Here is a 26,639-nt window from a genome sequence, read left to right on the forward strand (position 1 = left end):
GCCGGCGCCCTGCACTGTTGCCTGCTCTGCTTTAGTCGGCATCAGTGCCGGGCAAGCCGCGCCCCGTGGCAAAGGAAACGCCTTCCAGGAACGCCTTGGCCCGCTGCGTTTCGGGGTAGGCATCAAGCAGCTTCCAAAAGGCGGCGTTGTGCGCGGCAACCAGCAGGTGGGCCAGCTCATGCAGCAGGACGTAGTCGATCACCCATTGGGGCATCGGGCGGAGCTTGTCCGACAGTCGAATGGTCCCCTCCGCGGGGGTGGCTGACCCCCACCGCGAGTTCTGGTTGCTGACCCAACGGACCGATGTGGGCACGGCGCGTCCCCCGAGGTACCGTGCCGATAAGTGCGCGGCGTGTTCGGCGAGGGCGAGATCGGAGGCTGGGCGCCTCCTGCCACCAGCGGCCCGCCGCTCCCCCTGGCGCTGCAGCTTGGCGACCATTTTGTGCACCCAATCGGCCTCCTGGGCGGCCGTAAACCGCGCAGGGATGGCAACTACCGCCGTACCGTTTTCCCAGAAGGCTGCCACAGTGCGGGTGCGCCGGGCGGAACGCCGCACCACCACGGGCGCTCCGCCGTCGGTGGTCAAGGGAGCTCGTCCTGGTTGCGCCCCTTTGGTCCTGTCGGCGTGACCGGCCCTCACAGGGCGGTGCTTTCCGAGAGAACCCGCAGAACGTCTTCCCCGTAGCGTTCCAGTTTTGACGGTCCTACCCCCGCCAGCGACGCGAGCTCTTCAAGGGAGGCGGGCCGCGCCTCGGCGATGGCGGTCAGCGTTGCATCGGTGAACACCACGAAGGCCGGCACCTCCGCGGAAAGGGCAACTTCCCGGCGCCAGTTCCTTAGTGCATCGAAGGTCTGTTCCTCATAACTGGGCGGACAGGAGTTGCAGCGCCCCACCTTGCGTTCGGCGCCTGTGGCGAGCATGCTCCCGCAGACCCTGCACACGGCAGGAGCGGCAGCCTTGCGGCGGGACACCGTTACTTTTCCCCTGGCGCCTGAGACCGCCACCGAGTCAGGACGCAGCCCGTCAAGGAACCTTGAGGGTTTCCGATTGGCCCTGCCGCCCGGCGTTCTGGCAGTGGACCACGAGAGATGCAGGTGCTCACGCGCACGGGTAATTCCGACGTACAGAAGCCGGCGTTCCTCATCCACGGATTCGGGTGAATCAGCAAAAGAGATTGGCATCAGTCCTTCGCTGAGGCCTACCAGGAAAACCGCGTCCCACTCCAGGCCCTTCGCCGCGTGCAGGGAGGCAAGCGTCACGCCCTGAACCGTAGGGGCGTGCTGGGCAAGCGAACGTTCCTGGAGCTCGTTCACGAAGTCGGCAAGACCAAATTGCGTGCCGCGGGACTGGACCAGTTCATCGGCAAGTGCCACCAGCGCTGCCAATGACTCCCAGCGCTCCCGGAGGGCGCCCCCGCTGTGGGGTGGTAAGTCCGTGTAGCCGAGTGAGGAAACGATGTCCCTGACCAGCTGGCCGAGGGGTTCAAGAGCGTCCGTTTCTGCAGCCGCCCGGGTGGCCGCGCGCAGCTGCAGAATGGCGTCCCGGACCTCCTTGCGGGCGAAGAAACGCTCTCCTCCCCGCAGCTGGTACCCGATACCGGCGGCAGCCAGGGCCTGTTCGTACGCCTCGGACTGTCCGTTCGTGCGGAACAGCACAGCCACCTCGCTGGCGGCGGTGCCGGCGTCAAGCAGTGCCTTGATCTTCTGCGCAACAGTGGCGGCTTCTGCTTCATCGTCGGCGCACTCTGTGAACTGCGGTGCGGGACCGGCCGGCCGCTGGGCAACGAGCTGGAGCGGAGATGCCCAGGCGGCGTCGGCCGTCGGGCCGCCGCTGCGGCGGTTCGCAAGCAGGTCATTGGCGAGTTTCACCACCTGGGGCGTGGAACGGTAGTCCCGGACCAGCTTGACGACGTTGGCCTTCGGGTAGCGGGCCTTGAAGTCCAGCAGGTGCTTTGGCGAAGCCCCTGTGAAGGAGTAGATGGTCTGGCTGGCATCACCCACCACGCAGAGTTCGTCCCTGCCCCCGAGCCAGAGTTCCAGGAGCCGCTGCTGCAGCGGGGAAACGTCCTGGTACTCGTCAACCACAAAGTGCCGGTACTGTTCGCGGACTGTAGCAGCCACCTTCTCGTCCTCCTGCAGGATGCCCACCGTGATGAGCAGAACATCCTCGAAGTCGATGACGTTGCGGTCCGTCTTCACGTCCTCGTAGGACTGGAAGACACGCGCCACGGCAGTGAGGTCGAATCCTCCCGGGGTTCCCCTCCCCTGGGCGTTTTCGAGATAGTTGGCCGGTGTCAGCATGGACACCTTGGCCCACTCGATTTCCGAGGCAAGGTCCCGGATGGAGGCTCTGTCGGTGCTGAGCCGGAGCCGGCGTGCAGCCTCGGCCAGCATCTGCGCCTTGTGGTCCAGGAGTTGCGGCAGGGTTCCGCCCACCGCCTGCGGCCAGAAGAACTGGAGCTGGCGCAGGGCTGCGGCGTGGAAGGTCCGTGCCTGCACGTTTCCGGCGCCGAGGTCCCGGAGCCGGCTGCGCATCTCGGCGGCCGCACGGGCTGTAAAGGTCACCGCCAGCAGCCGCTGGGGTGTGTAGACGCCGGAGTGGACACCGTAGGCGATGCGGTGCGTGATGGCGCGGGTCTTGCCTGTCCCCGCGCCGGCCAGGACACACAACGGGCCGTTCAGCGTGCTGGCAACTTCCCGCTGCTCCGCGTCCAATCCCCCAAGGATGCGGTCCTCCAGGGAGGCTGCCGCGTCTAAATGTTCTGTAGTCACTTCTGCTGCTCTTTGTCTCGACTACCGCATGCTGGAGTCTGGTGGATTAGTGCTGGTCTCAGGCGCCGGCGCGGTCCTGGATCCGGCCGCCGTACCAGTGCTCTATCAAAGAGCGGGCAATGGAGAGCCGGCTGGAGATGGTGATCTCACCGCTGAGCACAGCATCCTGGAGTTCCTCCCGGCTGAACCAGCGCGCCCTGGTGACCTCAACGCCGTCGGGCCTTGCCTCGGCGTCTTCGGTGACGGCGGTAAATCCAAGCATAAGGGAGGCAGGGAAAGGCCAGGACTGCGAGCCGAGGTACTGGCACGCGGTGACCCGCACTCCCACCTCCTCGTAAATTTCGCGGACCACTGCCTGCTCAAGCGACTCGCCGGGTTCCACAAAGCCCGCCAGCAGGGAGTAGTTCCGGGCATCCACCGGCCCGCCGCCGCCCAGCAGCAGCCTGCCGTCCGGGCCCACCACGGTGACGATGATGGCGGGATCTGTCCGGGGGAAATGTTCCGACGAGTCTGCCGGGCACCGCCGGACCCAGCCGCCGGACTCCACCTTCGTGGGCGTTCCGCAGCGCGGACAGTGCGTGTGCCCGGCGTGCCAGTTGGCGATGGCGCTCGCTTCAACAAACAACGCGGTATGGGTTTCAGTCAGCGCTGCAGCCACATCGCGGAAACCGGCCCAGCGCGCGTCCGACGGCACGCCCGCTGTCCCGGGTGCAGCCGGCTCAGGCAGGACGAACAGCAGCAGGCCCGTTCCGGCCGGAAAGTCTGAATCCGGGAGGGCGGATCCCAAGTAGATGATGAATTCCGGGGCACAGTTGGCAGCGGTGAGGTTGTCCAGCAGTTGCCGTGCGCCCGTGACGAACAGGCCCCCGCCCTGCACCAGGCCCTGCCGCCCGGACAGGGCAACCGCCTGCGTTCCTGCTTGGGCCAGCAGGTCGTCCACGAATCCCGGGGCCGCGCGCTCAGCCGATGCACGGTCCAGCAACGCCGGCCTGACAGGAAGCAGGGTGTCCATGAGGTGGTTGGCGGGCAGCGTTGCCGGCTGCCCCTGCTGGACGGGTGAAACAGACTCCGCGTGGCTCATAGATCCACCGTACTGACTGGGGCTGACAATTGATATTTTCGTCCCTGCCCCTGTGGGCGTCGTCTCCCCTATTTCCAGGTATCTGGAGACTCGCCGCCGCCGGACCGGCTTCTGGGACTGCGGGCAATCTACCGTGGAAACGTGAGAAGAAAACCGATTGAACTGGCAGCCGTTGCAACCGCGGCAGTCCCCGGACTGACCCCAACGGCCGTTAGCTCTGCCCCGGACGACCCCGCGGACTTCGACTCTGCACTGCTCCTGGACTCGGAGGGCAAGCGCTGGCGGGTGAGGTCGCCGCGGCATGCCGAGGCCAGTGCCCGGCTGGAAACGGAATACCTGGTTCTGCGGGCCTTCTCCCCGGCCATCCGCGCGGAACTGCCCTTCCTCATGCCCACGGTGGCCGGCAGCGTGCGGCTGGGGACCTTGAGCACCTTCGTGTACTCCCACCTTGCCGGGAGCACCCGCAGCGTGGAAGAACTCACCGCGGGCCCGGCCGCGCTGGCCCGGGAAATCGGCGTCGCACTGGCAGCGATCCATGACCTGCCCCGGGAACTGGTCAGCAACGCCGACCTGCCCAGCTACACCCCGAACGAATTCCGGCAGCGCAGGCTGAATGAACTGGACCAGGCCGCCACCACCGGAAAAATCCCTCCCGCACTGCTGCTTCGGTGGGAACATGCGCTGGAGGATGTCTCCTTGTGGCGCTTCAACCCCTGTGTGGTGCACGGGGACCTGCACGAGGACAACCTCCTGGTGGAGGGCCACCGGGTCACTGCGGTGACGGGTTGGACCGACCTTAGGATCGGTGACCCTGCGGACGATTTTGCCTGGCTTGTCGCTTCAAACGAGCAGGACTTCGTGGACGCCGTCGTGGATGCCTACACCTCCGGCCGCCGCGACACTCCCGACAAGCACCTTCTGCGGCGGGCAGCACTGTCAGCTGAGTTCGCCCTGGCGCAGTACCTCGTGAAAGGAATAGCCGCCGGCGATGCCTCCATGGTTGCCGAGGCTGAAGAAATGCTGACTACCTTGGCGGGCGACATCGAGGAGCACGGCGGGCAACCGATCAGCGTGGAACCCCTGCCCACCACGGCGGCTGCTGCCGCAGCTGTCACGCCGGTCCATGCGGCGCCGGCAGTGCCTGCAAGCGCCGCGCCCGACAGCGTCCCGGGCATGCGCGCTGCCGACGAAGCGATGCCGGCTTCGGTGCCGGCCGTGACCGTCCTTCACGTCCCGGCCCAGCCCGCAGTACACGTAACGCCCATTCCGGTGACCCCGAGTCCCGCGGCACCGGGTGCCGGACAAGTGGCGCCCGTACGGAATGCCGGCGAAGGGTCCGACGGCAACGACGGCAACGACGGCAACGACGAGAAGGGCGGCGCGGCCGGCAGCAACGCCGGTGGTACCAACTCCGGCACGAAGACCGACGTTGCCGCCTCCCCCGGGGGCTCGGATGATACTTCCACTGCCGTCCTGACGATCGTCGACTCGAAGAAGACCTGACTAAGTCAGCATGAAGTACCGGTTCAGGGCCCCGTGAGGGCAGCCGCGACGATCTCCTCCAGTTCAGCGGCAGTGCCCAAATCGTGGGGCCGCACGACGTCGTTGTCAGCAACGTAGAAGAAGGCCGCCCGAACCTCTTCCAGCGGCACGCCCTTCAGCCGTGACCACGCCAAGCGGTACACGGCAAGCTGCACCGCCCTAGTTTTGAGCCGGGCACCGGACGGGCGCCTTCCAGTCTTCCAGTCCACCAGGTCCCAGCGGCCGTCGGCGTCCTGGAAAACGGCATCAATCCTTCCGCGGACCACAACGTCTCCCACCCGCGTCTCCACGGGCACCTCGACAAAGGCAGGCGAGCGGTCTGCCCAGGGGGACGAACGGAAGGTGGCAACCATGGCGTCCAGATCGTATGCCGCATCGATGTGGTCGTCCGAGCCCGGCGCCTCATCGAGGTCGAGCATGCCGGCTTTACCAAAGTACTCTTCCACCCATGCGTGGAAGGCCGTCCCCTTCCGGGCAGACATGCCAGGTTCCCGCGGCACCGGCCTGCGGAGCCGGGCCAGCACCGCCGACGCGTTCTCGTCCAGGTCCACCAGGGTGGAAGCGGAGATGTGAGTGGGAAGGTGGACGTCCTGGCCGGCCGACCTCCTGGCCCGGCGTTCCAGCAGCAGCGCTGCTTCCCGCGCCCAGCCGGCAGCCGGCCCCGGGAGATCGGGGGTCGGGACAGGCGCCGTTCCTCCGGCAGTTCCGGCGCCGGGCAGGGCCGCAGGCAGCCCCTGTCCGTCAGCCTTTATTGCCTGGAGTACCCGCGCAGCGGCCAATTCCATGGCAACGCGACGGCCACCTGCCAGGCGCAGACGCTCCCCCGTACGGGGATTCACTGGCCCCTCCAAGGGGTCGTAAGGCCACCCCGCCGCCTCCACGTCCAGTGTCAGCGGGCTTGTCTCAGGCAGCGAGGACTCCTCCATGGACAACAGATGAATTACCGCGGATGCTTTTGAGAGTTCACTGGCCTTTGTTGCCAGCGGCTCCAGCTCAGCAAGGAAGGGGGACATGTCCGCCCGCCCTGACCTGGATCCCACCCAGGCAGCACTTGAGGCCCACAGCACGTGCTTTGCCCTGGTGTAGGCAACGTAGGCCAGCCGCCGTTCCTCCGACTCCGCATGCGCCTGGACAGCGGCCTTGAAATCCTTTTCCGCATCGAGCCAGCCTTTCTGGTCAGGCTGGTCGAGGTCCCACTGTGGCAGGTCGGCACGGTCACCGCGCAGCGGCCAGGGCAAGGCGGCGGCACCGCTGCTCCAGCGCGAATCACGGTCACTGGGAAAATCCTTGGCATTCAGCCCGGGCACAAAAACCACATCCCACTCCAGGCCCTTGGAGGCATGGACGGTAAGGAGCTGCACGGCTTCACGGTTGACGTCGCTCGGTGGCGCTTCCAATCCGTTCTCTTCGGCAGCCGCGGCTTCGAGCCACGACAGGAAGGCAAGGATGTCCACGCGCTGGGATGTCCGCAGGAACCCGGCGGCCGCGTCCTGGAAAGCATCAAGGTTGCGCCGTGCCTGATGGATGCTGATACCGGGCCTGGCGGCTACCTCGATGTCGAGCAGCATGGCCCGCTCCACTTCGCCGAGCAGCGTGGTGAGGTCGTCGCCCAAGTAGCCCCGCAGCTGGCGCAGCTCCGCCGCGAGCCGGATCAGCCGTTCCCGCGCCATGGGCGTCAGGGACCTGCCGTTGGAGGAGGTCCAGTCTTCCCGCGGCAGCCAATCCAACGCCTCCACCAGGCTGGCGCCGTCAGTAAGATCACCTTCCAGCACGGCCGGCTCCATGTCGGAAGGCTGGTTGTCATCGGGTGCCGCCTGGCCGCGCCGCCGCGCCAGCTGGCTGGACCAGTCACGCAGTGCCATGAGGTCGGCCGGGCCTATGCGCCAGCGCGCCCCCGCCAACAGGCGCATCAAGGCGTCTGAACGGCCGGGGTCTGCGAGGACCCGGAGTGTTGCCACAAGGTCCATGATTTCCGGCGTATCAAGAAGTCCCCCGAGACCGACGATCTCGTAGGCAATCCCGCGGGCCTCCAGTTGGCGCCGAATAGGCTCCATCTGCGCCCGCCGTCTGCAAAGGACAGCAATTGCCGGCGGAACAGGTGAACCGTCGGGCTTCAGGTCGAAGTCCGTCACCCGGTACTTCAGGACGTCGTCTGCGAGCGCGGCGGCTTCCTCAGCATCGCTGTTGAACCGCCCCAGCACCACCGCTCCCGCCACGGCATGCGGGCTCGGCTGCAGTGGCGGCACGTCAGGTACTGCCTGCCCTCCCCCGCCGGCCGGTCCGCGCTGGGCCGCTGCCCGCGCCAGCGTTTCGGACATTACATTGGCAGCGGCAAGGATGGACCGGCCGTTCCGCCATGCAGTTGTGAGGTACGACGTGGGCGCAGGGGACCAGCTTCCAGCGGCCCCTTCCCTGCCGTCCCCGGCTGTTGAAGCCTCTGCTGTCCCATTCCCTGATATCCCGTTCCACACGGGGAACTCACGCACGAAATGGAAGAGCTGCCCTGCCGATGCGCCCCGGAAACCGTAAATCGACTGATTGGGGTCACCCACTGCGGTTACGGCGTGGCCGCCGCCGAAGAGCCGCGAAAACAGGACCAGCTGGGCGTGGGATGTGTCTTGGAATTCGTCCAGCAGTACCACCTTGTAGCGCTGCCGCTCCATCTGGGCAGCCAAGGGAACGTCCTGCGCCACACGGGCGGCAAGGGCCACGAGGTCACCAAAGTCCAGGGCACCACGCGCCCGTTTGGCGGCGGCGTACCGGCCAACCATGTCAGCCACACTGGCCCTGGTCCTGAGCATTCCAGCGAGCTCGGCCGCCGCCTGTGGAGGATTCTTTTTCTTGGCTGCAAGGTAAGGGACGGATTCGAAGTCGGAAAGCCGCGCCATCAACCAGGCTTCGACGTCCTCAGGTTCCTGAAGGTGCTCAGCACATTCTCCGGCAAGCTGGATGACTGCCTTGACCAAAGTGGACTTGGCTGCACGGAAGTGCCCGTACTCGCCGTCATAGGCCTCGACAACCTCGCTGGCCAACTGCCACGCCTGGGCGCCGCCGAGCAGGACTACATCCCGCTCCACTCCAAGGCGCAGCCCGTAGTCTGACACGATGCCGCTCGCAAACGAGTGGTAGGTGGACACTTTCGGTTCCAGGGCGTCACCGTTGACAACTCCCTCCGGAAACAGCTTGTGCCCGCTGTCCGGCCCCCTCCCGTCCCGCGCGGCCAGTTGCTGGAGGGCAGCCAGCTTTGCCCGGATCCGGGAGGCCAGTTCGCCGGCAGCCTTCCTGGTGAAGGTCACACCCAGCACTTCTTCCGGCCTGACCCAGCCGTTGGCCACCAGCCAGACCACGCGGTCAGCCATGGTGGCCGTCTTGCCGGACCCTGCCCCTGCGATGACCAGCCGCGGCGTCAACGGGGACGAAATAATCTCCGATTGCTCCGGTGTTGGCACATTCTTCTCGCCAAGGAGGACAGAAAGCTCCTCCGGGCTGAACCACGGTTCCGGCGGGGCATCCGCCCCACCGGAGCCCGGAGCGGACAAGATCTGGCCGGAAGGGAGCACAGCAGCAGAGCCGGCGGCGGCAGGGACTCCCGCGGAACGGCGCGCCGCGGAAGAGGACTTTACGGTGAAGGCATCCTCCGGATTCCGCACGTCCTGCCTCATTCGGTCACCTGCCTTCCGCGCACGCACAACGGGCATACCTCGGGCAACCGGCAGCCGCGGCCGCCGTGGCTGCCTTTTGCGGGATCATGCCGCGCTTCAAACGAACTGCCTGCCATCAGGGCGGCAGCTTCCGTCACCATGTCCATGGCCCAGTTCTCCTGCGGGTCGATAGGGTCCTGCTGCTGGATTGAGGGGTTCTTGGCCCCGGTTCCGAGTTGGGCCAGTACAGCCCCGCCGGGAAGCGGGTCACCCGGGCTGCCCTGAGCGTCCGTGAAGCCCCCCGCCAGTACCGCAGCCTGGTACGCGCCCAATTGGGGATGCCGTGACAATTCCCCCTTGCCCGGTTGGCGCTTCCCTGTCTTCAGGTCCACGATGACCAGCCTTCCTTCGCGGTCGATTTCCAGGCGGTCCACCTGGCCCCGCAGCACCGCTTCCCGCTCGGCAGCATCATCAACCGGAACCTTTCCCAGTGCCACTTCGAAGTCCTGTTCCACGCCCAGCAGGCTTCGGCCCTCGCTCCGCATGAGCACCACGTACTGGGCCAGCTTGCGCACCATGGACTCCGCGCGCTGGAAATCCAACCGGCCCTCCCAGTTGTCCTTCATTCCCAGCGCAGGCCAGCGCCGGACCAGCTCCTCCACGTACTCGGCCCCGGAAGCGTCAGGCATCTCCTGGGCGATGGCGTGCACCAGGGTTCCAAGGCTTCGCGCGAAATCCGTTGCTGCTTCGCCTCCGGCGGCCTGGATAAACCAGTCGAGTGGAGACTTCTGTACCGTTTCCACCTTCGAAGGCGAAACGAACACTGTCCCACCCGGCGGAACCACTGCTGCCTCTGTCGTCAGGGGCAGCAGCCCCCACCAGCTCTGCGGATGGGCCCCCGGCACGGGTGGCTCAGCCCTTGCCAGGAATGCCAGGACCCTGGCAGCTTCCCCGGCCTGCGCCGCATCCCTTCCTTCCAGCTGCGCGTGCTGTCGAAGCTCGGCAACAAGGGCCCGCAGGGTCATGGGCCGCTCCACGGCGGTGAAGGCCCTGGCTTCCTGTCCCGGCTCCAGCGGTGCAACGTAGTCGAGGAAGGAGGAGGGCTGGTCGTCCTCAGACGAAACCGCAGTGCAGACAAGCAGTTCCCGCGCCCTGGACACTGCGGTGGAAAAGCTGCGGAGTTCGTCGTAACGGATATCACGCAGCCTGCTCAGCGGGTCCCGCTGCAGGGCATACTCCGCTCCGTGCTCCACGGCATCGCTGTACAGGGTGCTTCCCAGGAGTTCACCGCGCAGCCTGGTATTGGGCCAGACACCTTCCTGCAGCCCTGCCACGATGACCACCGGCCACTCCCGGCCTGCTGCGCTGGCGGGAGTCAAAAGCTCCACGGCGTCGTCCACCTGTGCCCGGGCCGCAAGCGTGTCCATTGGAAGCTCCTGGTTCAGGAGATATTCGAGGAACTGCTCGGGTCCGGCGCCGGGCATTTGGTCCACGTAGCGCTCAGCGGTGTGGAAGAGGGCCATCATGGCGTCCAGGTCACGGTCCGCCCGCGCTCCGTGCGGACCGCCGGAAAGCGCTGTTTCGGTCCAGGCACCTGCCAGTCCGGTGGAGTGCCAGAGTGCCCAGAGGACCGATTCAGCGTTTGCGCCAGGTTCCGCAGCAGCGCGCCTGCCGGCCTGGATCATCCTCGCCGCGCGGCGCGCCGCCCTGCCCTCGATTCCAAGGGTGGAAAGGGCACCGGGTTCCAGCAGCGCTTCCACCAGCAGCGCGTCACTGGTCCGGCCGCCGCCGCCCTGGATCTCTTCCTTCCGCAGTGATTGCCGGAGGCGGCGGAGCTCGATTGAGGTGGCACCGCCGATCCGGGAGGTCAGAAGCGATACCGCGGCCTCAGGAGTCAGCAGGTCCGGATCCAGGGCGATGGCGAAGGCGTCAAGCAGCGGCCGGACCGCCACCTCATCCCGGACGGCGGATTCGGCTACAGGTACCCGGACTGCGATTCCCTGCCCCGAAAGGTAACGCTGGAACTCGCTCACCTGGGCACCGTTGCGCACAATGACGGCGAGGTCCGCCAGGTCGCGGCCGTGATTGATGTGCTGGTCCAGGATGCGCTGGGCAACGTACCGCAATTCGTGCACAGCGGAAGGAACCAAGTGTGCCTCAACTGCCCCCTGCTGCCGGCCGTTGTGGACCTCTCCCCCCGGAAGCTGTTGGCAGGGAAGCTGCTCCAGGCGCCTGGCCAGCTGCCCGCCGGCACGCTGTGATATGCGGTCGGCAACTCCAAGCCAGGCCCGGGCAACCGCCGGAGCGTGCCGGTGGGCGTACTGCAGCGGGCGTTCCAGTACAGGGGACTGCGGCGACAGCAGCTGGGGCAACTCAGCCACCAGATCGGGCCTTGCCCCGCGGAAGCCCTGGACAACAGTGTCCGGGGAAAAAGCAACGAAGCAGTCCTTTCCGGCTGCGATGTCAGCGAGCAGTTCAAAAATCGCAGGGTTGGCTTCCTGAACGTCGTCCACCAGGATTACCTGCAGCCGGTCCCGTTCCGCGGCCAGGAAAGCGGGAGACTCCTGGAAAATCTGCCGGGCGGCTGTGATGATTCCGGCAGGGTCAAAAGCCTCGGGCATCCGCAGGTCCAGAACATCCCGGTACTCCGCGTAGAGGGCGGCAGCAGCAATCCAGTCAGGCCGGCCGCATTCCCGGCCGAGCCGCACGAGGTCGCCCGGGGTGCGGCCTGATTCGATGATGCGGTCGAACAGCTGGCGGACTTCCTGGCGGAAACCCCGGGTTTCCAGTGCTCCTTCAAGGTCGGCGGGCCAAGGCAGCTCCAGTCCGGGAAGGCGGTGCCCCTCGAGGAGTTCCCTGATGATAAGGTCCTGCTCAGGACCCGAGAGGAGCCGCGGGGGCCGGGCCAGGGGAAGGATGCCTTCCGCCTTGGCGCGCCGGATCAGGTCAAAGGCGTAGGACGCCCAGGTCCGTGCGGGCGTGGTGCTCAGGCTCCTGTCCAGCCTGGCCGTAAAACGGTCACGCAAGGCGTCCGCCGCCAGCCGGCTCGGGGCCAGGATAAGCACCTTTTCCGGATCCACGGCGTCCCGTACGACCCGTTGGACTGCCGCCTCCACGAGGACGGTGCTCTTCCCCGTACCGGGAGCCCCAGGCAGCAGCACCGGGCCGCTTCCTTGGATGACGTCAACCGCGGACTGCTGGTCAGGCGAAAGCTGCGGCTGTACGGCATGCACCTGGCGCGGGGGCAGCAATCGAAGCCCGGCGGCGAAATGCCCGGCAGGATGGGCTGCAGGACCTTCTTCTGCACCAGCGCCTGTGCAGCCGGCAGTGACCGGGACTGCCAAGGGGCCGTCCCAGGATTCGTCACGAGGGCCGGTAAAGGGCATTGTTACTGTCACAGGGATATTCCACCATCGGGCACTGACAATCCGTGCAGCCGCCGCTCCAGCGTACCGGCAACGTCGTCGATCCTGTCCAGGTCGGCCTCTGTTGGTGCCCAGCGGGCAGTCGAAAGATCAACCCACCAGTGCCCTTCACCTGTCCGTTCGTCGTCGGCGTAGTCTCCCCGAAGGGGTGTTCCTTCGGCAAGGTAATGCCGGAGAGCTTCAACGTCATGTCCCTCAGGCGGATGCCCGCTCGCTTTGAGAATCCGCCACCACGGGACGCCGCTCCCATAATGGCTCATCACTGCCCCAACCTGCCGGGGACCGCCTGAGCCCAGCAACTCAGCGACGTCCCCGTATGACACAGCGGACCCGGCGGGAACCATCCTGACGATCGCCAGCACCGCCTCCACGTAGTCCATCCGCATTGATCCAATGTAGCCGCAGTGGCGCTCCCCGGAATTGTCGGTGGTGCCCTTTAGCGTTGAGGCATGAGCACTTGGAACACCCTCCCCCGCGCCGCCTTCGACCTGGAAACCACCGGCCGGAACTCCCGGGCTGCGCGTATCGTCACAGCTTCCGTGACAGTGGTGGACCACAAGGGCGATGTCATCAAGGAGCATGAGTGGCTGGCCGATCCCGGTGTGGAGATTCCCACGGAAGCCAGCGATGTGCACGGTATCACCACCGAGCAGGCCAGGCGGGAAGGAAGACCGGCCGATGAGGTCACAAGGGAGGTCGCGGCCGTCCTGCAGGGCCTTTTCGACGACGGCATTCCAGTGATTGCCTTCAATGCCAGCTACGACTTCACTGTCCTTGCTGCAGAATCGGCCCGTTACGGCGTCCGTCAGCTCTCCCGGTTCCCTGTCCTGGACCCGTACGTCATGAACAAGCAGGTGGACCGCTACCGCAAAGGAAAGCGGACCCTGACAGCACTCTGCGAGGAATACGGAGTGGTCCTGGACAATGCACATACCTCGGCTGCGGATGCCCTGGCCACCCTGCGCGTTCTGGATGCGATGGCCGGGAAGTTCCCAAAGCTCATGATGCCGGCCAGCCAGCTTCATCAGTTGCAGGTGGATTGGGCGGTGAGCCAGGCGGCGGATTTCCAGGGTTACCTTCGCAAAACCAAGCCGGCCGCCGTCATTGAAGGCGATTGGCCGGTACTTCCGCCGCAGGATGCGGAAACGGGAGGGTTCTAGCTTCCCCCGGAACTTTACTTTGCGAGGCAAGTCACAGTAATAAGAGTTCACGAAGCAGCAACGAGTTCAGGGGTATCAGTTCGCCGGCAACGGGTTACGGCATCCATTGCAAAGGCGCAAGCGGGTCAACGCCGAATTTGATTCAAAGGATCGGCGCTCCTGATGTTTTTCGTTCAGACAGGAACGCGCTTCGCCTGAGGTGAGAGAATAAAGTTTTGCGGTCACCCGTGACTTGCCGCGCTCGAACAGCGCCGGGCAGGTGCCAGGCGCCACCAGCGCAGCCTTGCGGCCCGGTTGACTTATGACTCAATGAAAGTGACAACCTGATGAAAATCAAAGCGATGAAGTGGCTGACTACCGCTCCCGTTGCACTTGCCCTCGCCGTTTCCCTGGCGGCCTGCGGCTCAGGATCCTCGCAGCCAAGCGGCTCCCCCACTGATGCCCTCGCGGGCAGCGACCAGCAAACGCTGGACAAGTACACCACTGACAACGTCACACCGATCGACCAGATCGACAAGACCAAGCTCGGCCTCAACACTGAGGGCAGGCTCGAGGTAGGCACCCTTTCGGACGCCCCGCCGAACATCTTCATCGACCCCTCGGGCAAGTTCACGGGCTATGACAATGAACTGCTGCGCGCCATTGCCGGCAAGCTCGGCCTCGAGGTCGAATTCGTTGCCACGGACTTCTCGGCCCTCCTTTCCCAGGTCCAGACCAAGCAGTTCGACGTCGGATCTTCCTCCATCTCCACCACCGAGGCCCGGCGCCAGAACGTCGGCTTCACCAACGGCTACGACTTCGGATTCATGGCTGTCGTGGCCAGGACCGACAGTGACATCAAGGGCTTTGACGATCTCACTGAGGACCTCCGCGTTGGCGTGGTCCAGGGCACGGTCCAGGACGACTACGTCACCAACACCCTGAACATGGAACCGATCCGCTTCCCGGACTACGCCACTGTTTACGCCAACGTGCGCAACGGCCAGGTTGACGCCTGGGTGGCCCCGTCCCAGCAGGCCGAGGGCCAGGTCAAGGAAGGCGACGGTACCGCCATCGTCGAGTCGAAGGTCAACACGGAGAACTTCACCGCGTACGCCGTGGCGAAGGACAACCAGCCGCTGATCGACGCCCTGAACTCCGGCCTGGACGCTGTGATCGAAGACGGGACCTGGTCCAAGCTGACCAAGGAATGGTACCCGGATCGCGAGATGCCCTCTGACTGGAAGCCGGGCAGCAAGGCCGCCACGGTTCCCCAGAGCTGATTGAGCCGGGACGTTTATGGATCTCTTGGACCAGCTGGCCGACACCTTCTTCAACTGGGAGGAAATGGCCAAAGTCATCCCCGCCCTGCTGATGGTGGGCTTGCCCAACACCCTGATACTTGCCGTTGCTTCCGGCGTCTTCGGATCGCTGCTGGGGCTCGGGCTGGCCATGATGGGGATATCCCGCAATGCGGGTGCACGCTGGGTCGCGCGCATCTACACTGATATCTTCCGTGGCCTGCCCGCCATCCTGGTGATCCTGGTGATCGGTATCGGCCTGAGCCCGATAGCGCGTGAAATCACCGGTTCTCGTAACCCGTACCCCCTGGGCATCCTGGCCCTGACGCTGATCGCGGCCGCCTACATCGGTGAAATCTTCCGCTCCGGTATCCAGAGCGTGGAAAAGGGGCAGCTGGAGGCGTCCCGGGCGCTGGGGTTCAGCTACGGCAGTTCCATGCGCCTGGTAGTGGTGCCGCAGGGCATTCGGCGGGTCCTGCCCGCCTTGGTGAACCAGTTCATCTCGCTGCTGAAGGACTCCTCGCTGGTGTTTATGCTCGGGCTCGCTGCCTCGGACCGGGAGATCTTCCGGATCGGCAACGACGCCATGGCCAACACAGGCAACCTGTCCCCGCTGGTGGCCGCGGGCGTGCTGTACCTGATCCTGACCGTCCCGCTCACGCACTTCGTCAATTTCATCGACCACCGGCTGCGTACCGGCAAGCCGGAGAAGAAGGAACCGGATGAGCTGGCAGCACCTATCGGCAAGGGGGCACAGGCATGACGGAATTCGCATCCGGAACCCTGACCGGCAAGAACCTGCACCTTTCCTTCGGCCACAACCACGTTCTCCGCGGCATTGACCTGCACGTGGAGAAGGGCACGACGGCTTCTGTCATCGGTCCGTCCGGCTCCGGCAAGTCCACCCTGCTGCGGGTCATGAACCGGCTCATCGAGCCGGACCAGGGCGACATCCTCCTGGATGGCCGCTCGGTCCTGAAGGACAACCCTGACGAACTCCGGCAGCGGATCGGCATGGTGTTCCAGCAGTTCAACCTGTTCCCGCACAAAACGGTGGAGGAAAACGTCTCGCTGGCCCTCCGCAAACTGCGGAAGCTGCCCAGGGAGCAGGCCCGGGCCGAAGCCTTGGAGCAGCTGGACCTGGTGGGTCTTAAGCACAAGGCCGACTCGCGCCCGGCAAACCTTTCCGGCGGGCAGCAGCAGCGCGTGGCCATCGCCCGTGCGCTGGCCATGAACCCGGAGGTCATGTTCTTTGATGAGGCCACCTCGGCCCTGGACCCGGAGCTCGTCAAGGGCGTCCTGGCGCTGATGACCGACCTCGCCAAGGGCGGCATGACCATGGTGGTGGTAACCCACGAAATGGGCTTCTCCCGCAACGTCTCGGACAACGTGACGTTCATGGATGCCGGTGTGGTGGTGGAGTCCGGACCTCCGGAACAGATCTTCACCGCTCCGCGGACGGAACGGCTAAGGGGCTTCCTCTCGGACGTCCTCTAGCCCCGCACATGGGCATAAAGAAATCCCCGGTTGCACTGCAACCGGGGGTTCCTTTGTCTGCGCCGGGATGAGCCCGCCCGCAGGATTCCCTGGCCAGCCTTGCGAGGCCAGTGTGGGGACCGACGGCGGGGACTAGCCTTGCGCCGCAGCCGCAGCCTTCGCGGCGGCCGGCAGCGCGTCGTAGATCCGGTTCATGGCAGCGTCGTCATGGGCGCCGGAGAGGAACCAGGCCTCGTACACTGACGGCGGCAGGTAGACGCCGGCTTCCAGCATCGAGTGGAAGAACGGTGCGTAGCGGAAACTTTCCTGGGCAAGGGCGTCCGCGTAGTTGTGCACCCCGTGGGCGGAGGTTCCGAACGCCACCGAGAACAGGTTGCCGGCGAACTGGATGGAATGGTCCACCCCGGCGGCGTCCAGTGCGGTGGACAGGGCGGAGGAGAGTTCCAGTGACCGGACATCGATGTAGGAGTACACATCGCGGGTGGCGTGGGTCAGGGTGGCGACGCCGGCCGCCATGGCCACCGGATTTCCGGACAGGGTGCCGGCCTGGTACACCGGCCCGGTAGGGGCGAGATAGTCCATGACGTCGGCACGCCCGCCGAGGGCCGCCGTCGGCATTCCCCCTCCGATGACCTTGCCGAAGGTCAGCAGGTCAGGGGTCCAGGGGTCAGCTGCGTCCGGTGCCCCGCCGGTAAGGCCCCAGTAGCCCGAGTAGCCTGTGCGGAAACCGGTAAGGACCTCGTCCACGATGAGTAGTGCACCATGTTCGCGGGTGATGCGGGACAGGCCAAGGTTGAAGCCTTCTGCGGGTGTGACGACGCCCATGTTGGCGGGCGCGGCCTCGGTGATCACGGCCGCGATGTTGGGACCGTGGGTGGCGAAGGCTTCCTTGACGGCGGTGAGGTCGTTGTAGGGCAGCACCAGCGTCTCGGCTGCCGTGGCCTCGGTGACACCGGCGGAACCGGGCAGGGCAAGCGTGGCCACGCCTGATCCGGCTGACGCCAGCAGCCCGTCGAGGTGGCCGTGGTAGCAACCGGCGAACTTGATGATGAGATTGCGTCCGGTGAAGCCCCGGGCAAGCCGGACCGCCGTCATGGTGGCTTCGGTGCCAGTGGACACCATGCGGAGGCGTTCAACGGCGGGAACGCGTTCCATCACGATCTCGGCCAGGTTGGCCTCATCCGGGGTGGAAGCACCAAAGGACAGGCCCCGCTCCACGGCGGCATGCACGGCATCCAGCACAGCGGGGTGCGCGTGGCCCAACAGCGCCGGGCCCCAGGAGCAGACGAGGTCCACGTATTCCTTGCCGTCGGCATCCGTGAGGTACGGCCCCTTGGCGGAGACCATGAAGCGGGGGGTGCCGCCCACTGATCCGAAAGCCCGGACCGGCGAGTTGACCCCGCCCGGCATCAGCTGGCGGGCGCGGTCGAAAAGTGCCTCATTGCGAGGGTTGCTGGAAGTCATGTTTCCTATTCTCTCAGTTGGCTGGCCGGTCAATTTTCGAGCAATTCAGCCACACGGGGAGCCACAGCGGTACCCATCAGCTCGATGGAGCGCATCATGGCGGAGTGCGGGAGTGGGCCGTTGCTGTATTTCAGGTCGAAGCGGTCCACCCCCAGGTTCTGCTTGAGCTGAACGATTTTTTGGGCCACGGTCTCCGGCGAGCCCACATACAGCGCACCTTCGGGAGCGCACAGTGCTTCAAACTCGCCGCGTCCGGCGGGTCCCCAACCCCGTTCGGCTCCCAGCTTGTTGCGCAGCTTCAGCCAGTGCGGGAAGAGTTCCTCCCGGGCCTGCTCGTCGGTATCGGCCACATGCCCGGGCGAATGGGTGGCCACCTGCTGCATCGGATGGCCGTACTTGGACATGGCTTCGCGGTACAGATCCACCAGTGGGCGGAAGGCCCGTGGCTGGCCGCCAATGATCGCGAAGATGATGGGGTATCCGTACTGCGCGCAGCGCAGCACGGATTCGGGTGTACCGCCTACGCCGATCCACGTGGGCAGCAAGTGGTGTTCCAGGGGCGGGTAGACGCTCAGGCCGGCAAGGGCGGGCCGGGTCCGGCCTTCCCAGTGCACCGGCTTCTGCGCGCGCACCTTGTCGAACAGCTCGAGTTTCTCCTCGAACAGAACCTCGTAGTCCGCCAGGTCGAAGCCGAACAGGGGAAAGGATTCGATGAATGACCCGCGCCCCAGCATCACTTCGGCTCGGCCGTTGGACATGGCGTCAACGGTGGAGAAGCGCTGGAACACCCGGATGGGATCGTCGGAGCTGAGGACGGTCACGGCGGAACCGAGCCGGATCCGGGTGGTACGGGCAGCGGCGGCCCCCAGGAAAACTTCCGGGGCAGATACCGCGTAGTCCTTGCGGTGGTGCTCCCCCACGCCAAAGGCATGGAGTCCGACCGCGTCCGCCAGTTCCGCCTGTTCCAGCAGCTGGCGCAGCACCTGGGCATGCGCCAGCGGGCTGCCGTCCGGGTTTTCGCCGACGTCGCCGAAGGTGTTCAGGCCCAGCAAAATGCGGTCCCGTCCCACCGGCTCGGCGGGACCGGAAGGGACTCCGGTCATCGGGACTCCTTCAGCCAGCCGGCAAGCGCCGCCGCCCAGTAGGTCAGCACCATGTTTGCGCCTGCGCGGCGGATGCCGAGGACGGACTCGGTGATGGCGGCGCGCCGGTCAATCCAGCCGTTGGCTGCAGCGGCTTCGATCATCGCGTACTCGCCGGAGATCTGGTAGGCGGCCACCGGGACGGGACTCATCGCGGCGACGTCCGCGAGGATGTCCAAGTAGCTCATGGCAGGCTTCACCATCACGACGTCTGCCCCCTCAGCCAGATCCAGTTCCACCTCGCGAAGGGCTTCAGTACGGTTGCCGGCATCCATCTGGTAGGTCCGCCGGTCCCCCTTCAGCTGGGAATCTACGGCTTCGCGGAACGGTCCGTAGAAAGCGGACGCGTATTTGGCTGCATAGGCGATGACGGAAGTGTTGGTGTGGCCCGCCTGGTCGAGGGCGGAACGGATTGCTGCCACCTGCCCGTCCATCATTCCGGAGGGCCCCAGCATGTGGGCGCCGGCGTCTGCCTGGGCTACCGCCATCTGTGCATAGATCTCCACGCTGCGGTCATTGTCCACGTAGCCGTCGGCGTCGAGCACTCCGCAGTGGCCGTGGTCGGTAAATTCGTCCAGGCACACGTCACTCATGATCACCATGTCATCACCTACTTCTCCGCGGACGTCCCGGATGGCCTTGTTCAGAACGCCCTCCGGATCCAGGGATGCCGATCCCTCGGGATCCCTGCTTTCCGGGATGCCGAACAGCATGATGCCGCCCAGGCCCAGCTCCACAGCTTCCGCCGCCGCCCGCTTCAGGGTGTCGGTGGTGTGCTGGACAACGCCCGGCATGGACGTGATGGGATTTGGTTCCTGCAGGCCTTCGCGGATGAATGCCGGAAGAATGAGTTCCGCCGGCGCCAGGCGGGTTTCGGCGGTCAGCCGGCGCATGGCCGGCGTGGTGCGGAGGCGGCGGGGGCGGTGGCTGGGAAAGGTCATGGTTTGTCCTTCGCGTTGGTGTCGGGAAGTTCGGCTGAAGCGGTGGCGGGGCGCTGCGCTCCTGGTCAGGGCGGAAGTGGCCCCGGCCGCGGCAACGGTTTGACCAGGGGTTTCGGCTCGGCCTGCGCCGGAGGTTCAAGGCCTGCCACCGCTTCCGGGACGAGTGCTGCTGCAGCGGCGGCAACAAGCCCTTCGGTGGACGGCTCTGCCGCGATGGCAGCCACGGGAATGCCGAGGACGGAAGCCTGGTCCGCCGTCGACCGTCCAATGGCCACGAAGCGGCAGCCATGCAGCGGGGAAAGTCCGTGGATGCGCCGTGCGGCACTCGGCGAGGCGGCGATCACTGCGTCGATCCGCCCCGCTGCCAGTTCCGCAGCGGCGGCTGCAGGGGTCAGCAATGAGTACGACGGCGGGTGCACCCCTGCTTCCCCATCCTCCGCTGGGATGGCCAGCCTGCGCTCCGCTGCCGCCGGGTAGTCGACGATCCGGTAGGCGGTCACGACAGTAACGCTGCTGCCTGCAGCTTCCAGCCCCTCCGCAAGGCGCGGGGACGCAATGTCCGCCTGGGGCAGGAGGACATTGCCGGCTCGGTCAGGCCAGGCAGCGAGCAGGCCTTCGGCGGATTGGTCCTCCTCCCCGGGGGTCAGTGCCACCGCCAACCCGCGGTCCTCCAGCTGCCGGCGCGTTGCCGCCCCCACGGCTGCGACGCGGGTAGCCCTCGGAACCCACCGGGGCAGCGTCAGTCCCCGTTCGGCGGCCTTGTCCGCAAGCACGTAGACCGTGGTGGCGCTGCTGGCCACCAGCCAGTCGAAGGCCCCCGCACCGAGGGCGTCGAAGGCCACGTCGAGCGAGTGCTGGTCCGGGGCGCGCTCGAAGTCGATCAGGGGAAGCAGCAGGACCTCGGCACCCGCACTGCCCAGCGCGGCGACCAGTTCCAGCGAGCGCTCCGGGCTGCGCGTCACCAGTACCCGGGCACCGGCCAATGGCCGACGCGGCGACTCAACCTGGCCCTGCATGCTACTGGCGCCCTGGACCGGAAGGCCGGGCCGGCGGGTTAGGCACTGGCATCGGCGGAATCAGGAAGCCTGCAGGTCCGCGATATCGGCAGCGCCGGCGGCGAGGAGCACCTCGGCCAGCTCAATGCCCAGCAGCGTGGCACCCACTTCCGTCAACCCATCGGTGGCCCGCTTGTTCCGAACCGACGCTGTCCCGTCCACGGCGCAGACCACCGCCTCAAGGTGCAGCAGGCTGCCTTTCCGGTAGGCGTAGGCGCCCACGGGAGCGGCGCAGCCGGCTTCAAGCCTTGCCAGGAGGGCACGTTCGGCGGTGACTGCAAGCCGGGTGTCGGGGTCGTCAAGGGCGGCGAGGGCCTGCGCAAGGACTTCCCGTGAACCTTCGGCCGAGCCTGCCCTTGGCGGGGCGTCGGCGGTGCGGCACTCGATGGCGAGCGACCCCTGTCCCGCGGCGGGCAGCATGATGTCCGTCTCCAGGAACTCACTGACGGTGTCCAGCCTGCTGATCCGCTCCAGGCCTGCAGCGGCGAGCACCACTGCATCCAGGTCGCAGGACTTGCCCGGAACCACCTGGGTGGTTGAGTTGCCGGGCAGTCCCGGTACCCGGCCCAGCCGCGTGTCCACGTTGCCCCGGGTATCCACGATGTTCAGGTCCGGCCGGGCGCTGCGAAGCTGGGCTGCCCGACGGGGCGATCCGGTGCCCACCATTGCGTTGGGTGGCAAATCTGCCAGCTTCAGTCCATTGCGGGCGCACAGGACATCACGGACATCCACCCGCCGCGGGGTGGCCGCGAGGCTGAGCCCCACCGCCGGCCCGGTGGGCAGGTCCTTGAGCGAGTGGATCGCAACATCGCATTCATTCCGCAGCAGCGCGTCACGCAGGGCGGCAACGAAGACGCCGGTACCCCCCATCTGGGACAGGGAGCCGGTGAGGACGTCGCCGTCGCTTTTGATGTGCACGAGCTCCACCGGAAAGCCTCCGACGGCGGCCAGCTGGTCCGCGGTCTGCTGCGTCTGGGTGAGCGCGAGCTTGCTTGCCCGGGTACCGATGCGGACCGTCACTGCTGCGGCGCTCCCGCAGCAGGCGCCGGCTGCCCGGCCCCGGCTTCGCCGGGGTAGGGATCGTGGCCGGTTCCCACGGTGGTGTCGGCCCCGGCAATGGTGGGCTTTTCGCCGCGGAAGTTCCCGCAGCAGCCCGGCCGGCAGACGTCGTACCAGGGGCCGAGCGCGGTCACGGCCGGGCGGTCGCCGATGTTGTTGGCGACGGTACGTTCCGAGATGAGGTCCACCAGGCCGTTCACGAACGAGCGGTGGGTGCCCGGTGTGGGGACGCGGGTGGCGGCGAGTCCAAGGTTGGCGCAGGTTTCCAGGGCCTCGGTGTCCAGGTCCCAGACAACTTCCATGTGGTCGCTGACGAAGCCCAGCGGCACGATGACAATGCCTTTGACGCCGTTGCCGGCCAGTTCCTCAATGGCATCATTAATGTCCGGTTCGAGCCACGGCACGTGCGGTGCGCCGGACCTCGACTGGTACACCAGCGACCACGGGGCAGTCATGCCTGATTCCACTTCCACCCTCTGCATGACGGCCGCAGCGGTGGCCAGGTGCTGGGCAACGTAGGCCGAGCCCTCTTCGAATTCGCGGGGTTCGCCTTCGGAACGGCCTGCCGCTTCCGCATCCCGGGTGGGGATGGAGTGCGTGGCGAACAGGACCTGGACCTTTGCGTCGGGGGTACCTGCGGCGGCCAGCTTCGCCTGTACTTCGGCCATGCCCGCAGCAGTACCCTCGATGAAGGGCTCCACGAAGCCCGGGTGGTCGAAGTACTGGCGCACCTTGTCCACCTCAAGCCGGCCGTCGAGTCCGGTTTCCGTCAGGGCCATGCCGATGTCCTCGCGGTACTGGCGGCAGCTGGAGTAACACGAGTAGGCACTCGTGGTGAGCATCAGCAGGCGGCGGTGGCCGGCGTCGTACGCATCCTGGAGCGTCTGCGGGATAAACGGAGCCCAGTTGCGGTTACCCCAGAGCACCGGCAGGTTGATGCCCCGGGCTGCGAGCTCTGCTTCCAGGGCAGCCTTAAGCTCGCGGTTCTGCTGGTTGATGGGGCTGATGCCGCCATTGGCCCGGTAGTGGTGCGATACCTCTTCAAGCCGCTCGTCCGGGATGCCCCGGCCGCGGGTGACGTTCCGGAGGAACGGGATGACGTCCTCCTGGCCTTCCGGCCCGCCGAAGGAGGCGAGGAGAACGGCATCGTAGTTTTTGGGAGCCATTCGTCCCGCTTCGGTCACCGGGTTCACGGCCGTGCCGGGCGTGCCCTGCTGTCCTGGCTGGCTCATGCGAGCACCTCGGCTACCTCTGCCGCGGAGATCCGGCGGCCGGTGTAGAAGGGGACTTCCTCACGGACGTGGTTGCGGGCCTCCGTGTTGCGAAGATGGCGCATCAGGTCCACGAGGTCCACGAGCTCGGGCGCTTCAAGGCCCAGGATCCACTCCCAGTCGCCCAACGCGAAGGAAGAAACCGTGTTGGAGATGACCTGCGGGAATTCCCTGCCCAGGAGGCCATGTTCACGGAGCATTGCGCCCCGCTCTTCCTCCGGCAGGATGTACCACTCATACGAGCGGACGAACGGGTAGACGCACAGCCATTCCGCGGGCGCAACGCCGCGGGAATAGGCGGGAGTGTGGTTCTTGGCGAACTCGGCCTCGCGGTGCACTCCCATGGCGGACCAGACCATCTCAGTCCCGGCGAAAAGGTTGCTGCGGCGGATATCGCGGATCGCCTGCTGCAGCGCTTCCGGCTTGGGCCCGTGGAGCCACACCATCACGTCTGCGTCCGCGCGCATGGCGGAGACGTCGTAGCTGCCGCGATGCGTCACGCCGGACTGGGCAAGCCGTTCCAGCAGGGCCTCGAAATCAGTGGCGGCATCGGCACTGCGGATCAGGGTTTCGGAGCGCTTGAATACCGTCCAGAGGGTGAAAAACTGCTCGGCTTGTTCTTCGGTTTTAGTGACAGATTCGGCAGAAGTGTGGCTCATGGTTACAAGTTTGCCCCTTAGTACCCGTCAAGTCGAAACCAGCGACTTCTACAAGCGGTAGAAGTGTCAAACGTCACACTGAGCCCTCCTTCATCTCCCGGCTTCTGCGACCCGCCGCGGCAGCCAGGCTAGGGTTTGCGGACGCGAAGGTAGGCTGCGCCGGCGGCGGCAGCTACGCCCACCAGCCCCACGCCGAGCCCGACCATTCCGCTTTGCAGCCCGGGCTGTGCGCTCGAAAAAGACCCAACGTTTTGCCCGCTGCTCTTGGGAATGCCTGCCGCCTGCGGCGTGCGTCCGGTCTGTTGCTTTTGAGCTGCGGAAGAAGGCGTTCCGGCCGCCGGCGCCGGCAGTTCAGACGGTGCAACTTCCTGTCCGTCCGCATCCGATTGCCCGGCAGCAGTTCCTGGAACAGTTGCTGTTCCAGTGCTCTCGTGGGCCGTGCTGGATTGGCCGGCAGTGGACTGCCCGGCCTCTGAGGGGCTGGTCCCGGTTTCAGGGGAGGACGGCGCACCGGCTGCACTCAACTGCGCCGGGGCTTCACCTGCGGGGGCGCCCTCTGCCGGTGCTTCCGGGGCGGGGGCTGCAGGGGCAGTACGCGCCGACGGGGATTGTCGGGTTCCCAGGGTTACGGAAGGCACGGGTTCAGTCGCTGTCGTAGACGGCGCCGGTACCGGGAGTGCGGGCCCGGACGTTGTTGATACGGCGGGGCTGGTCTCGGGAACCGCGGTGGCGGACGGGGCCGACGAAGCTTTGACTGCCGGGAGCAGCGCCGCCGGAACTGGGAGGGCGGCAGCGGGCGGCGTCTGTTCTGGAACAGGAGAAGGGGCGGCCGTCTTCCGGGAAGGCTTGGCAGCCTTGTCCTTTGCTTCCTTGCTGTCCCGGTTCTGGCCGGGGGCGTCCTGCCTCGCGGAGGCGGAGTTGCCGCTGACAGTGGGTTTCCCCTCGTCACCTTGGGACGCCGGGACGCCTGCTGCCAGGACCAGTACCGCTCCGACCGCAGCAGCTGCAGTGCCGCGTCGGACTCCCCCATGGATACCGGTCCGGGACATGAAAAGTTCGGACCTGTGTTTCGCCATAGTCATCGACCCTAACCAGACCGCAAGGGGAAATGAAAGCCGGCACTCCCCCGTGGGGCCGCATGCCTGCAGGGCATGTGGGAGCTTTTCCGCCGCTGACCAGCGGCAACTCTCAGCTGGCGAGCTTTCTGATCTGTTCCCGGGTGTCCGACACCACGGCGGCCAGCCCGTTGCCCGCCACCCAGCCTCCCACCACGGCCAGGTTTCCAGCCGCCGCGCAGGACTTTCGGATGCCTGCCACGCGGGACTTGTGCCCGACGGCTGCAAATGGCAGGGAGCCCCGCCACCGGACAACGTCCCAGTCCAGCACGTCCTCCTGCGATATGGGGACCGTCAGCAGAGCCTGCGCGTCCCGGAGGGACGCGGCCAGCAGTTCTTCATCCGTCTCCGGGCCGCCGGGCTGCTCTCCGGCCCCGTCTATCCGCCCGTAGGACAGCCGGACAACATGCCGCCCAGGTCCGGCCACCGCTGCCAGCCAATCCCATTTGCCGGTGGCATGGGTCAGTGCCTTTGCTTCGATGCCGGGAGTCTGCGGCGCCACCAGGACGCCTGTGCCGCGGGGCCGCCGATCCAGTTCGGGCTTGTCCAGTACCAGCGTGACGAGCTTGACGTCCGGACCCGGCGTGGGGCGTTTTCCTTCCAAGGCGGGTATCACCTCCTCAAGCAGTCCGACGGCGGCCGGACCGTCCACTGCCACCACCAGCCGGCCGGCGTCGAACGTCTCTCCCGCTGAGCTGACACGCCACCCCTCCTGGGTACGGGCAACAGACGTTGCGGGCGCAGCGGAAAGGAGCGTGACCCCCCGCCCGCGAAGGTCGGCGACCAGCGCAGTGATGAGGGTATGCATCCCGCCTTCCAGTCCGGCGACGGCGGAGCCTGCCTTGGCAGGACCAGTGGGCACGGCGTTGTCCCCGCTGCGGACCGGCGGTCCGCCGGGCGCACGCCGCTGGTCTGAGACAGCGGCGGCCAGGGAGCCGTGGCGCCGCAGCCCGTCCCGCAGCCCGGGGGCCACCATGTCGACGTCGAGCAGTCCGGGATCTGCGGAGTGGACACCGCCCACCACGGGAGCCACCAGTCGCTCCAGGACCCGGCCGCCCATCCGGGCCCTGACCAGGGCGGAGACGCTGATGATGTCCGCAGCTGTGCCCACCGAAGCCGGCAGAAACCTGTCCAGGGACGCCCGGAGGGAACCCGCAAGGCCGAGGGTGCGGCGGACTTCGGGGTCCCAGGGATTCGCAGGAATGCCAAGGACGCCGGTCCTCGGCAGTTCGCGCGGGCCGTCCGGCAACTGCACCCAGGCTCCGCCGGGCCGCGGCGGCACGATCCTGGCGGCGAGGCCAAGTTCGGCGGCGAGCTTCTCCACTGCGTCAGACCGGGTGGCGAAGGATTCTGCGCCACTGTCGAGGGTCAGTCCGGCCACAATGTGGCTTCCCACGCAGCCGCCCCATTCCCGTCCGGCTTCAAGGACGGTGACCGTATGTCCGGCGGCAGCAAGTTCCCGTGCTGACAGCAGGCCGGATATCCCCCCGCCCAGCACCAGGGCGGTTCCTGCTTCTGCCGTCTGGCTGCCCACC

Annotated in this window: 20 protein-coding genes; 5 read left to right on the forward strand and 15 right to left on the reverse strand. The window is 66.5% G+C overall.

What is annotated here, in order from left to right:
• Positions 1-31 precede the first annotated feature (31 nt).
• From FDW84_RS07205 to nudC, 3 genes are read right to left on the reverse strand one after another with little or no spacing between them, the layout of a single operon-like run.
• Entirely contained in the window at positions 32-586 is a 555-nt protein-coding gene (locus FDW84_RS07205) for a M48 metallopeptidase family protein (RefSeq protein ID WP_171046698.1), read from the reverse strand.
• 50 nt (positions 587-636) lie between these two features.
• Positions 637-2,772, reverse strand: a complete 2,136-nt coding sequence (locus FDW84_RS07210; protein ID WP_138607977.1) for an ATP-dependent DNA helicase UvrD2 — start codon at positions 2,770-2,772, stop codon at positions 637-639.
• Positions 2,773-2,830: 58 nt separating this feature from the next.
• Entirely contained in the window at positions 2,831-3,853 is a 1,023-nt protein-coding gene (gene nudC, locus FDW84_RS07215; RefSeq protein WP_138607978.1) for an NAD(+) diphosphatase, read from the reverse strand.
• A gap of 141 nt (positions 3,854-3,994) precedes the next feature.
• On the opposite strand from nudC, the gene FDW84_RS07220 reads away from it, so the two are divergent.
• Complete coding sequence (locus FDW84_RS07220; protein ID WP_138607981.1) at positions 3,995-5,356, forward strand: macrolide 2'-phosphotransferase; 1,362 nt, start codon at positions 3,995-3,997, stop codon at positions 5,354-5,356.
• Between the two features lie 23 nt (positions 5,357-5,379).
• Here FDW84_RS07220 and FDW84_RS07225 read toward each other — a convergent pair whose 3' ends face one another.
• From FDW84_RS07225 to FDW84_RS07235, 3 genes are read right to left on the reverse strand one after another with little or no spacing between them, the layout of a single operon-like run.
• Positions 5,380-9,057, reverse strand: a complete 3,678-nt coding sequence (locus FDW84_RS07225) for an ATP-dependent helicase (RefSeq protein WP_138607983.1) — start codon at positions 9,055-9,057, stop codon at positions 5,380-5,382.
• Positions 9,054-12,434, reverse strand: coding sequence for an ATP-dependent helicase (locus FDW84_RS07230; protein ID WP_240721424.1), 3,381 nt, complete (start codon positions 12,432-12,434; stop codon positions 9,054-9,056). Before FDW84_RS07230 ends, FDW84_RS07225 begins: the two co-directional genes overlap by 4 nt.
• Positions 12,431-12,847 carry an MGMT family protein gene (locus FDW84_RS07235; protein WP_138607985.1) on the reverse strand — a complete coding sequence of 139 codons (417 nt, stop codon included), beginning with the start codon at positions 12,845-12,847 and terminating at the stop codon, positions 12,431-12,433. The genes FDW84_RS07230 and FDW84_RS07235 overlap by 4 nt, the downstream gene beginning before the upstream one ends.
• Before the next feature lie 63 nt (positions 12,848-12,910).
• On the opposite strand from FDW84_RS07235, the gene FDW84_RS07240 reads away from it, so the two are divergent.
• The 4 genes from FDW84_RS07240 (at position 12,911) to FDW84_RS07255 (ending at position 16,398) form a co-directional block, all read left to right on the forward strand.
• Positions 12,911-13,621: a 3'-5' exonuclease gene (locus FDW84_RS07240; protein ID WP_138607987.1), complete on the forward strand. Its 711-nt coding sequence runs from the start codon at positions 12,911-12,913 to the stop codon at positions 13,619-13,621.
• Positions 13,622-13,947: 326 nt separating this feature from the next.
• Complete coding sequence (locus tag FDW84_RS07245) at positions 13,948-14,883, forward strand: substrate-binding periplasmic protein (RefSeq protein ID WP_138132084.1); 936 nt, start codon at positions 13,948-13,950, stop codon at positions 14,881-14,883.
• A gap of 16 nt (positions 14,884-14,899) precedes the next feature.
• Entirely contained in the window at positions 14,900-15,664 is a 765-nt protein-coding gene (locus FDW84_RS07250) for an amino acid ABC transporter permease (protein WP_138607989.1), read from the forward strand.
• Positions 15,661-16,398, forward strand: coding sequence for an amino acid ABC transporter ATP-binding protein (locus FDW84_RS07255; protein ID WP_138607991.1), 738 nt, complete (start codon positions 15,661-15,663; stop codon positions 16,396-16,398). Before FDW84_RS07250 ends, FDW84_RS07255 begins: the two co-directional genes overlap by 4 nt.
• Before the next feature lie 132 nt (positions 16,399-16,530).
• Here the strand turns inward: FDW84_RS07255 and hemL are convergent, their stop codons facing one another.
• The 9 genes from hemL to hemG all read right to left on the reverse strand — a co-directional run bounded on the left by hemL (position 16,531) and on the right by hemG (position 26,638).
• Positions 16,531-17,862 (reverse strand): glutamate-1-semialdehyde 2,1-aminomutase, encoded by a 1,332-nt coding sequence (gene hemL, locus FDW84_RS07260; protein WP_138607992.1) that lies wholly within the window; start codon positions 17,860-17,862, stop codon positions 16,531-16,533.
• Between the two features lie 29 nt (positions 17,863-17,891).
• Entirely contained in the window at positions 17,892-18,965 is a 1,074-nt protein-coding gene (locus FDW84_RS07265; protein WP_138607994.1) for an LLM class flavin-dependent oxidoreductase, read from the reverse strand.
• Positions 18,962-19,945 (reverse strand): porphobilinogen synthase, encoded by a 984-nt coding sequence (hemB, locus tag FDW84_RS07270; protein ID WP_138607996.1) that lies wholly within the window; start codon positions 19,943-19,945, stop codon positions 18,962-18,964. The genes FDW84_RS07265 and hemB overlap by 4 nt, the downstream gene beginning before the upstream one ends.
• A gap of 65 nt (positions 19,946-20,010) precedes the next feature.
• Positions 20,011-20,961, reverse strand: a complete 951-nt coding sequence (locus FDW84_RS07275; protein ID WP_138607998.1) for a uroporphyrinogen-III synthase — start codon at positions 20,959-20,961, stop codon at positions 20,011-20,013.
• Between the two features lie 60 nt (positions 20,962-21,021).
• Positions 21,022-22,020, reverse strand: coding sequence for a hydroxymethylbilane synthase (gene hemC, locus FDW84_RS07280; protein WP_138608000.1), 999 nt, complete (start codon positions 22,018-22,020; stop codon positions 21,022-21,024).
• Positions 22,017-23,291 (reverse strand): ferrochelatase, encoded by a 1,275-nt coding sequence (locus tag FDW84_RS07285; protein WP_138608003.1) that lies wholly within the window; start codon positions 23,289-23,291, stop codon positions 22,017-22,019. Before FDW84_RS07285 ends, hemC begins: the two co-directional genes overlap by 4 nt.
• Positions 23,288-23,989, reverse strand: a complete 702-nt coding sequence (hemQ, locus tag FDW84_RS07290; RefSeq protein WP_138608005.1) for a hydrogen peroxide-dependent heme synthase — start codon at positions 23,987-23,989, stop codon at positions 23,288-23,290. Before hemQ ends, FDW84_RS07285 begins: the two co-directional genes overlap by 4 nt.
• Before the next feature lie 128 nt (positions 23,990-24,117).
• Positions 24,118-25,065 (reverse strand): hypothetical protein, encoded by a 948-nt coding sequence (locus FDW84_RS07295; protein ID WP_138608007.1) that lies wholly within the window; start codon positions 25,063-25,065, stop codon positions 24,118-24,120.
• A gap of 112 nt (positions 25,066-25,177) precedes the next feature.
• Positions 25,178-26,638: a protoporphyrinogen oxidase gene (gene hemG / locus FDW84_RS07300; RefSeq protein ID WP_138608009.1), complete on the reverse strand. Its 1,461-nt coding sequence runs from the start codon at positions 26,636-26,638 to the stop codon at positions 25,178-25,180.
• Between the last annotated feature and the right edge of the window lies 1 nt (position 26,639).

The sequence above is a fragment of the Pseudarthrobacter sp. NamE5 genome (genome assembly GCF_005796225.1).
Taxonomy (GTDB): domain Bacteria; phylum Actinomycetota; class Actinomycetes; order Actinomycetales; family Micrococcaceae; genus Arthrobacter.

Coding starts and splice junctions, on each gene's coding strand:
- nudC (WP_138607978.1), bottom strand. CDS start 3,853: ATGAGCCACGCGGAGTCTGTTTCACCCGTCCAGCAGGGGCAGCCGGCA.
- FDW84_RS07225 (WP_138607983.1), bottom strand. CDS start 9,057: ATGAGGCAGGACGTGCGGAATCCGGAGGATGCCTTCACCGTAAAGTCC.
- FDW84_RS07235 (WP_138607985.1), bottom strand. CDS start 12,847: ATGCGGATGGACTACGTGGAGGCGGTGCTGGCGATCGTCAGGATGGTT.
- FDW84_RS07240 (WP_138607987.1), top strand. CDS start 12,911: ATGAGCACTTGGAACACCCTCCCCCGCGCCGCCTTCGACCTGGAAACC.
- FDW84_RS07245 (WP_138132084.1), top strand. CDS start 13,948: ATGAAAATCAAAGCGATGAAGTGGCTGACTACCGCTCCCGTTGCACTT.
- FDW84_RS07250 (WP_138607989.1), top strand. CDS start 14,900: ATGGATCTCTTGGACCAGCTGGCCGACACCTTCTTCAACTGGGAGGAA.
- FDW84_RS07255 (WP_138607991.1), top strand. CDS start 15,661: ATGACGGAATTCGCATCCGGAACCCTGACCGGCAAGAACCTGCACCTT.
- hemL (WP_138607992.1), bottom strand. CDS start 17,862: ATGACTTCCAGCAACCCTCGCAATGAGGCACTTTTCGACCGCGCCCGC.
- FDW84_RS07265 (WP_138607994.1), bottom strand. CDS start 18,965: ATGACCGGAGTCCCTTCCGGTCCCGCCGAGCCGGTGGGACGGGACCGC.
- hemB (WP_138607996.1), bottom strand. CDS start 19,945: ATGACCTTTCCCAGCCACCGCCCCCGCCGCCTCCGCACCACGCCGGCC.
- FDW84_RS07275 (WP_138607998.1), bottom strand. CDS start 20,961: ATGCAGGGCCAGGTTGAGTCGCCGCGTCGGCCATTGGCCGGTGCCCGG.
- FDW84_RS07285 (WP_138608003.1), bottom strand. CDS start 23,291: ATGAGCCAGCCAGGACAGCAGGGCACGCCCGGCACGGCCGTGAACCCG.
- hemQ (WP_138608005.1), bottom strand. CDS start 23,989: ATGAGCCACACTTCTGCCGAATCTGTCACTAAAACCGAAGAACAAGCC.
- FDW84_RS07295 (WP_138608007.1), bottom strand. CDS start 25,065: ATGGCGAAACACAGGTCCGAACTTTTCATGTCCCGGACCGGTATCCAT.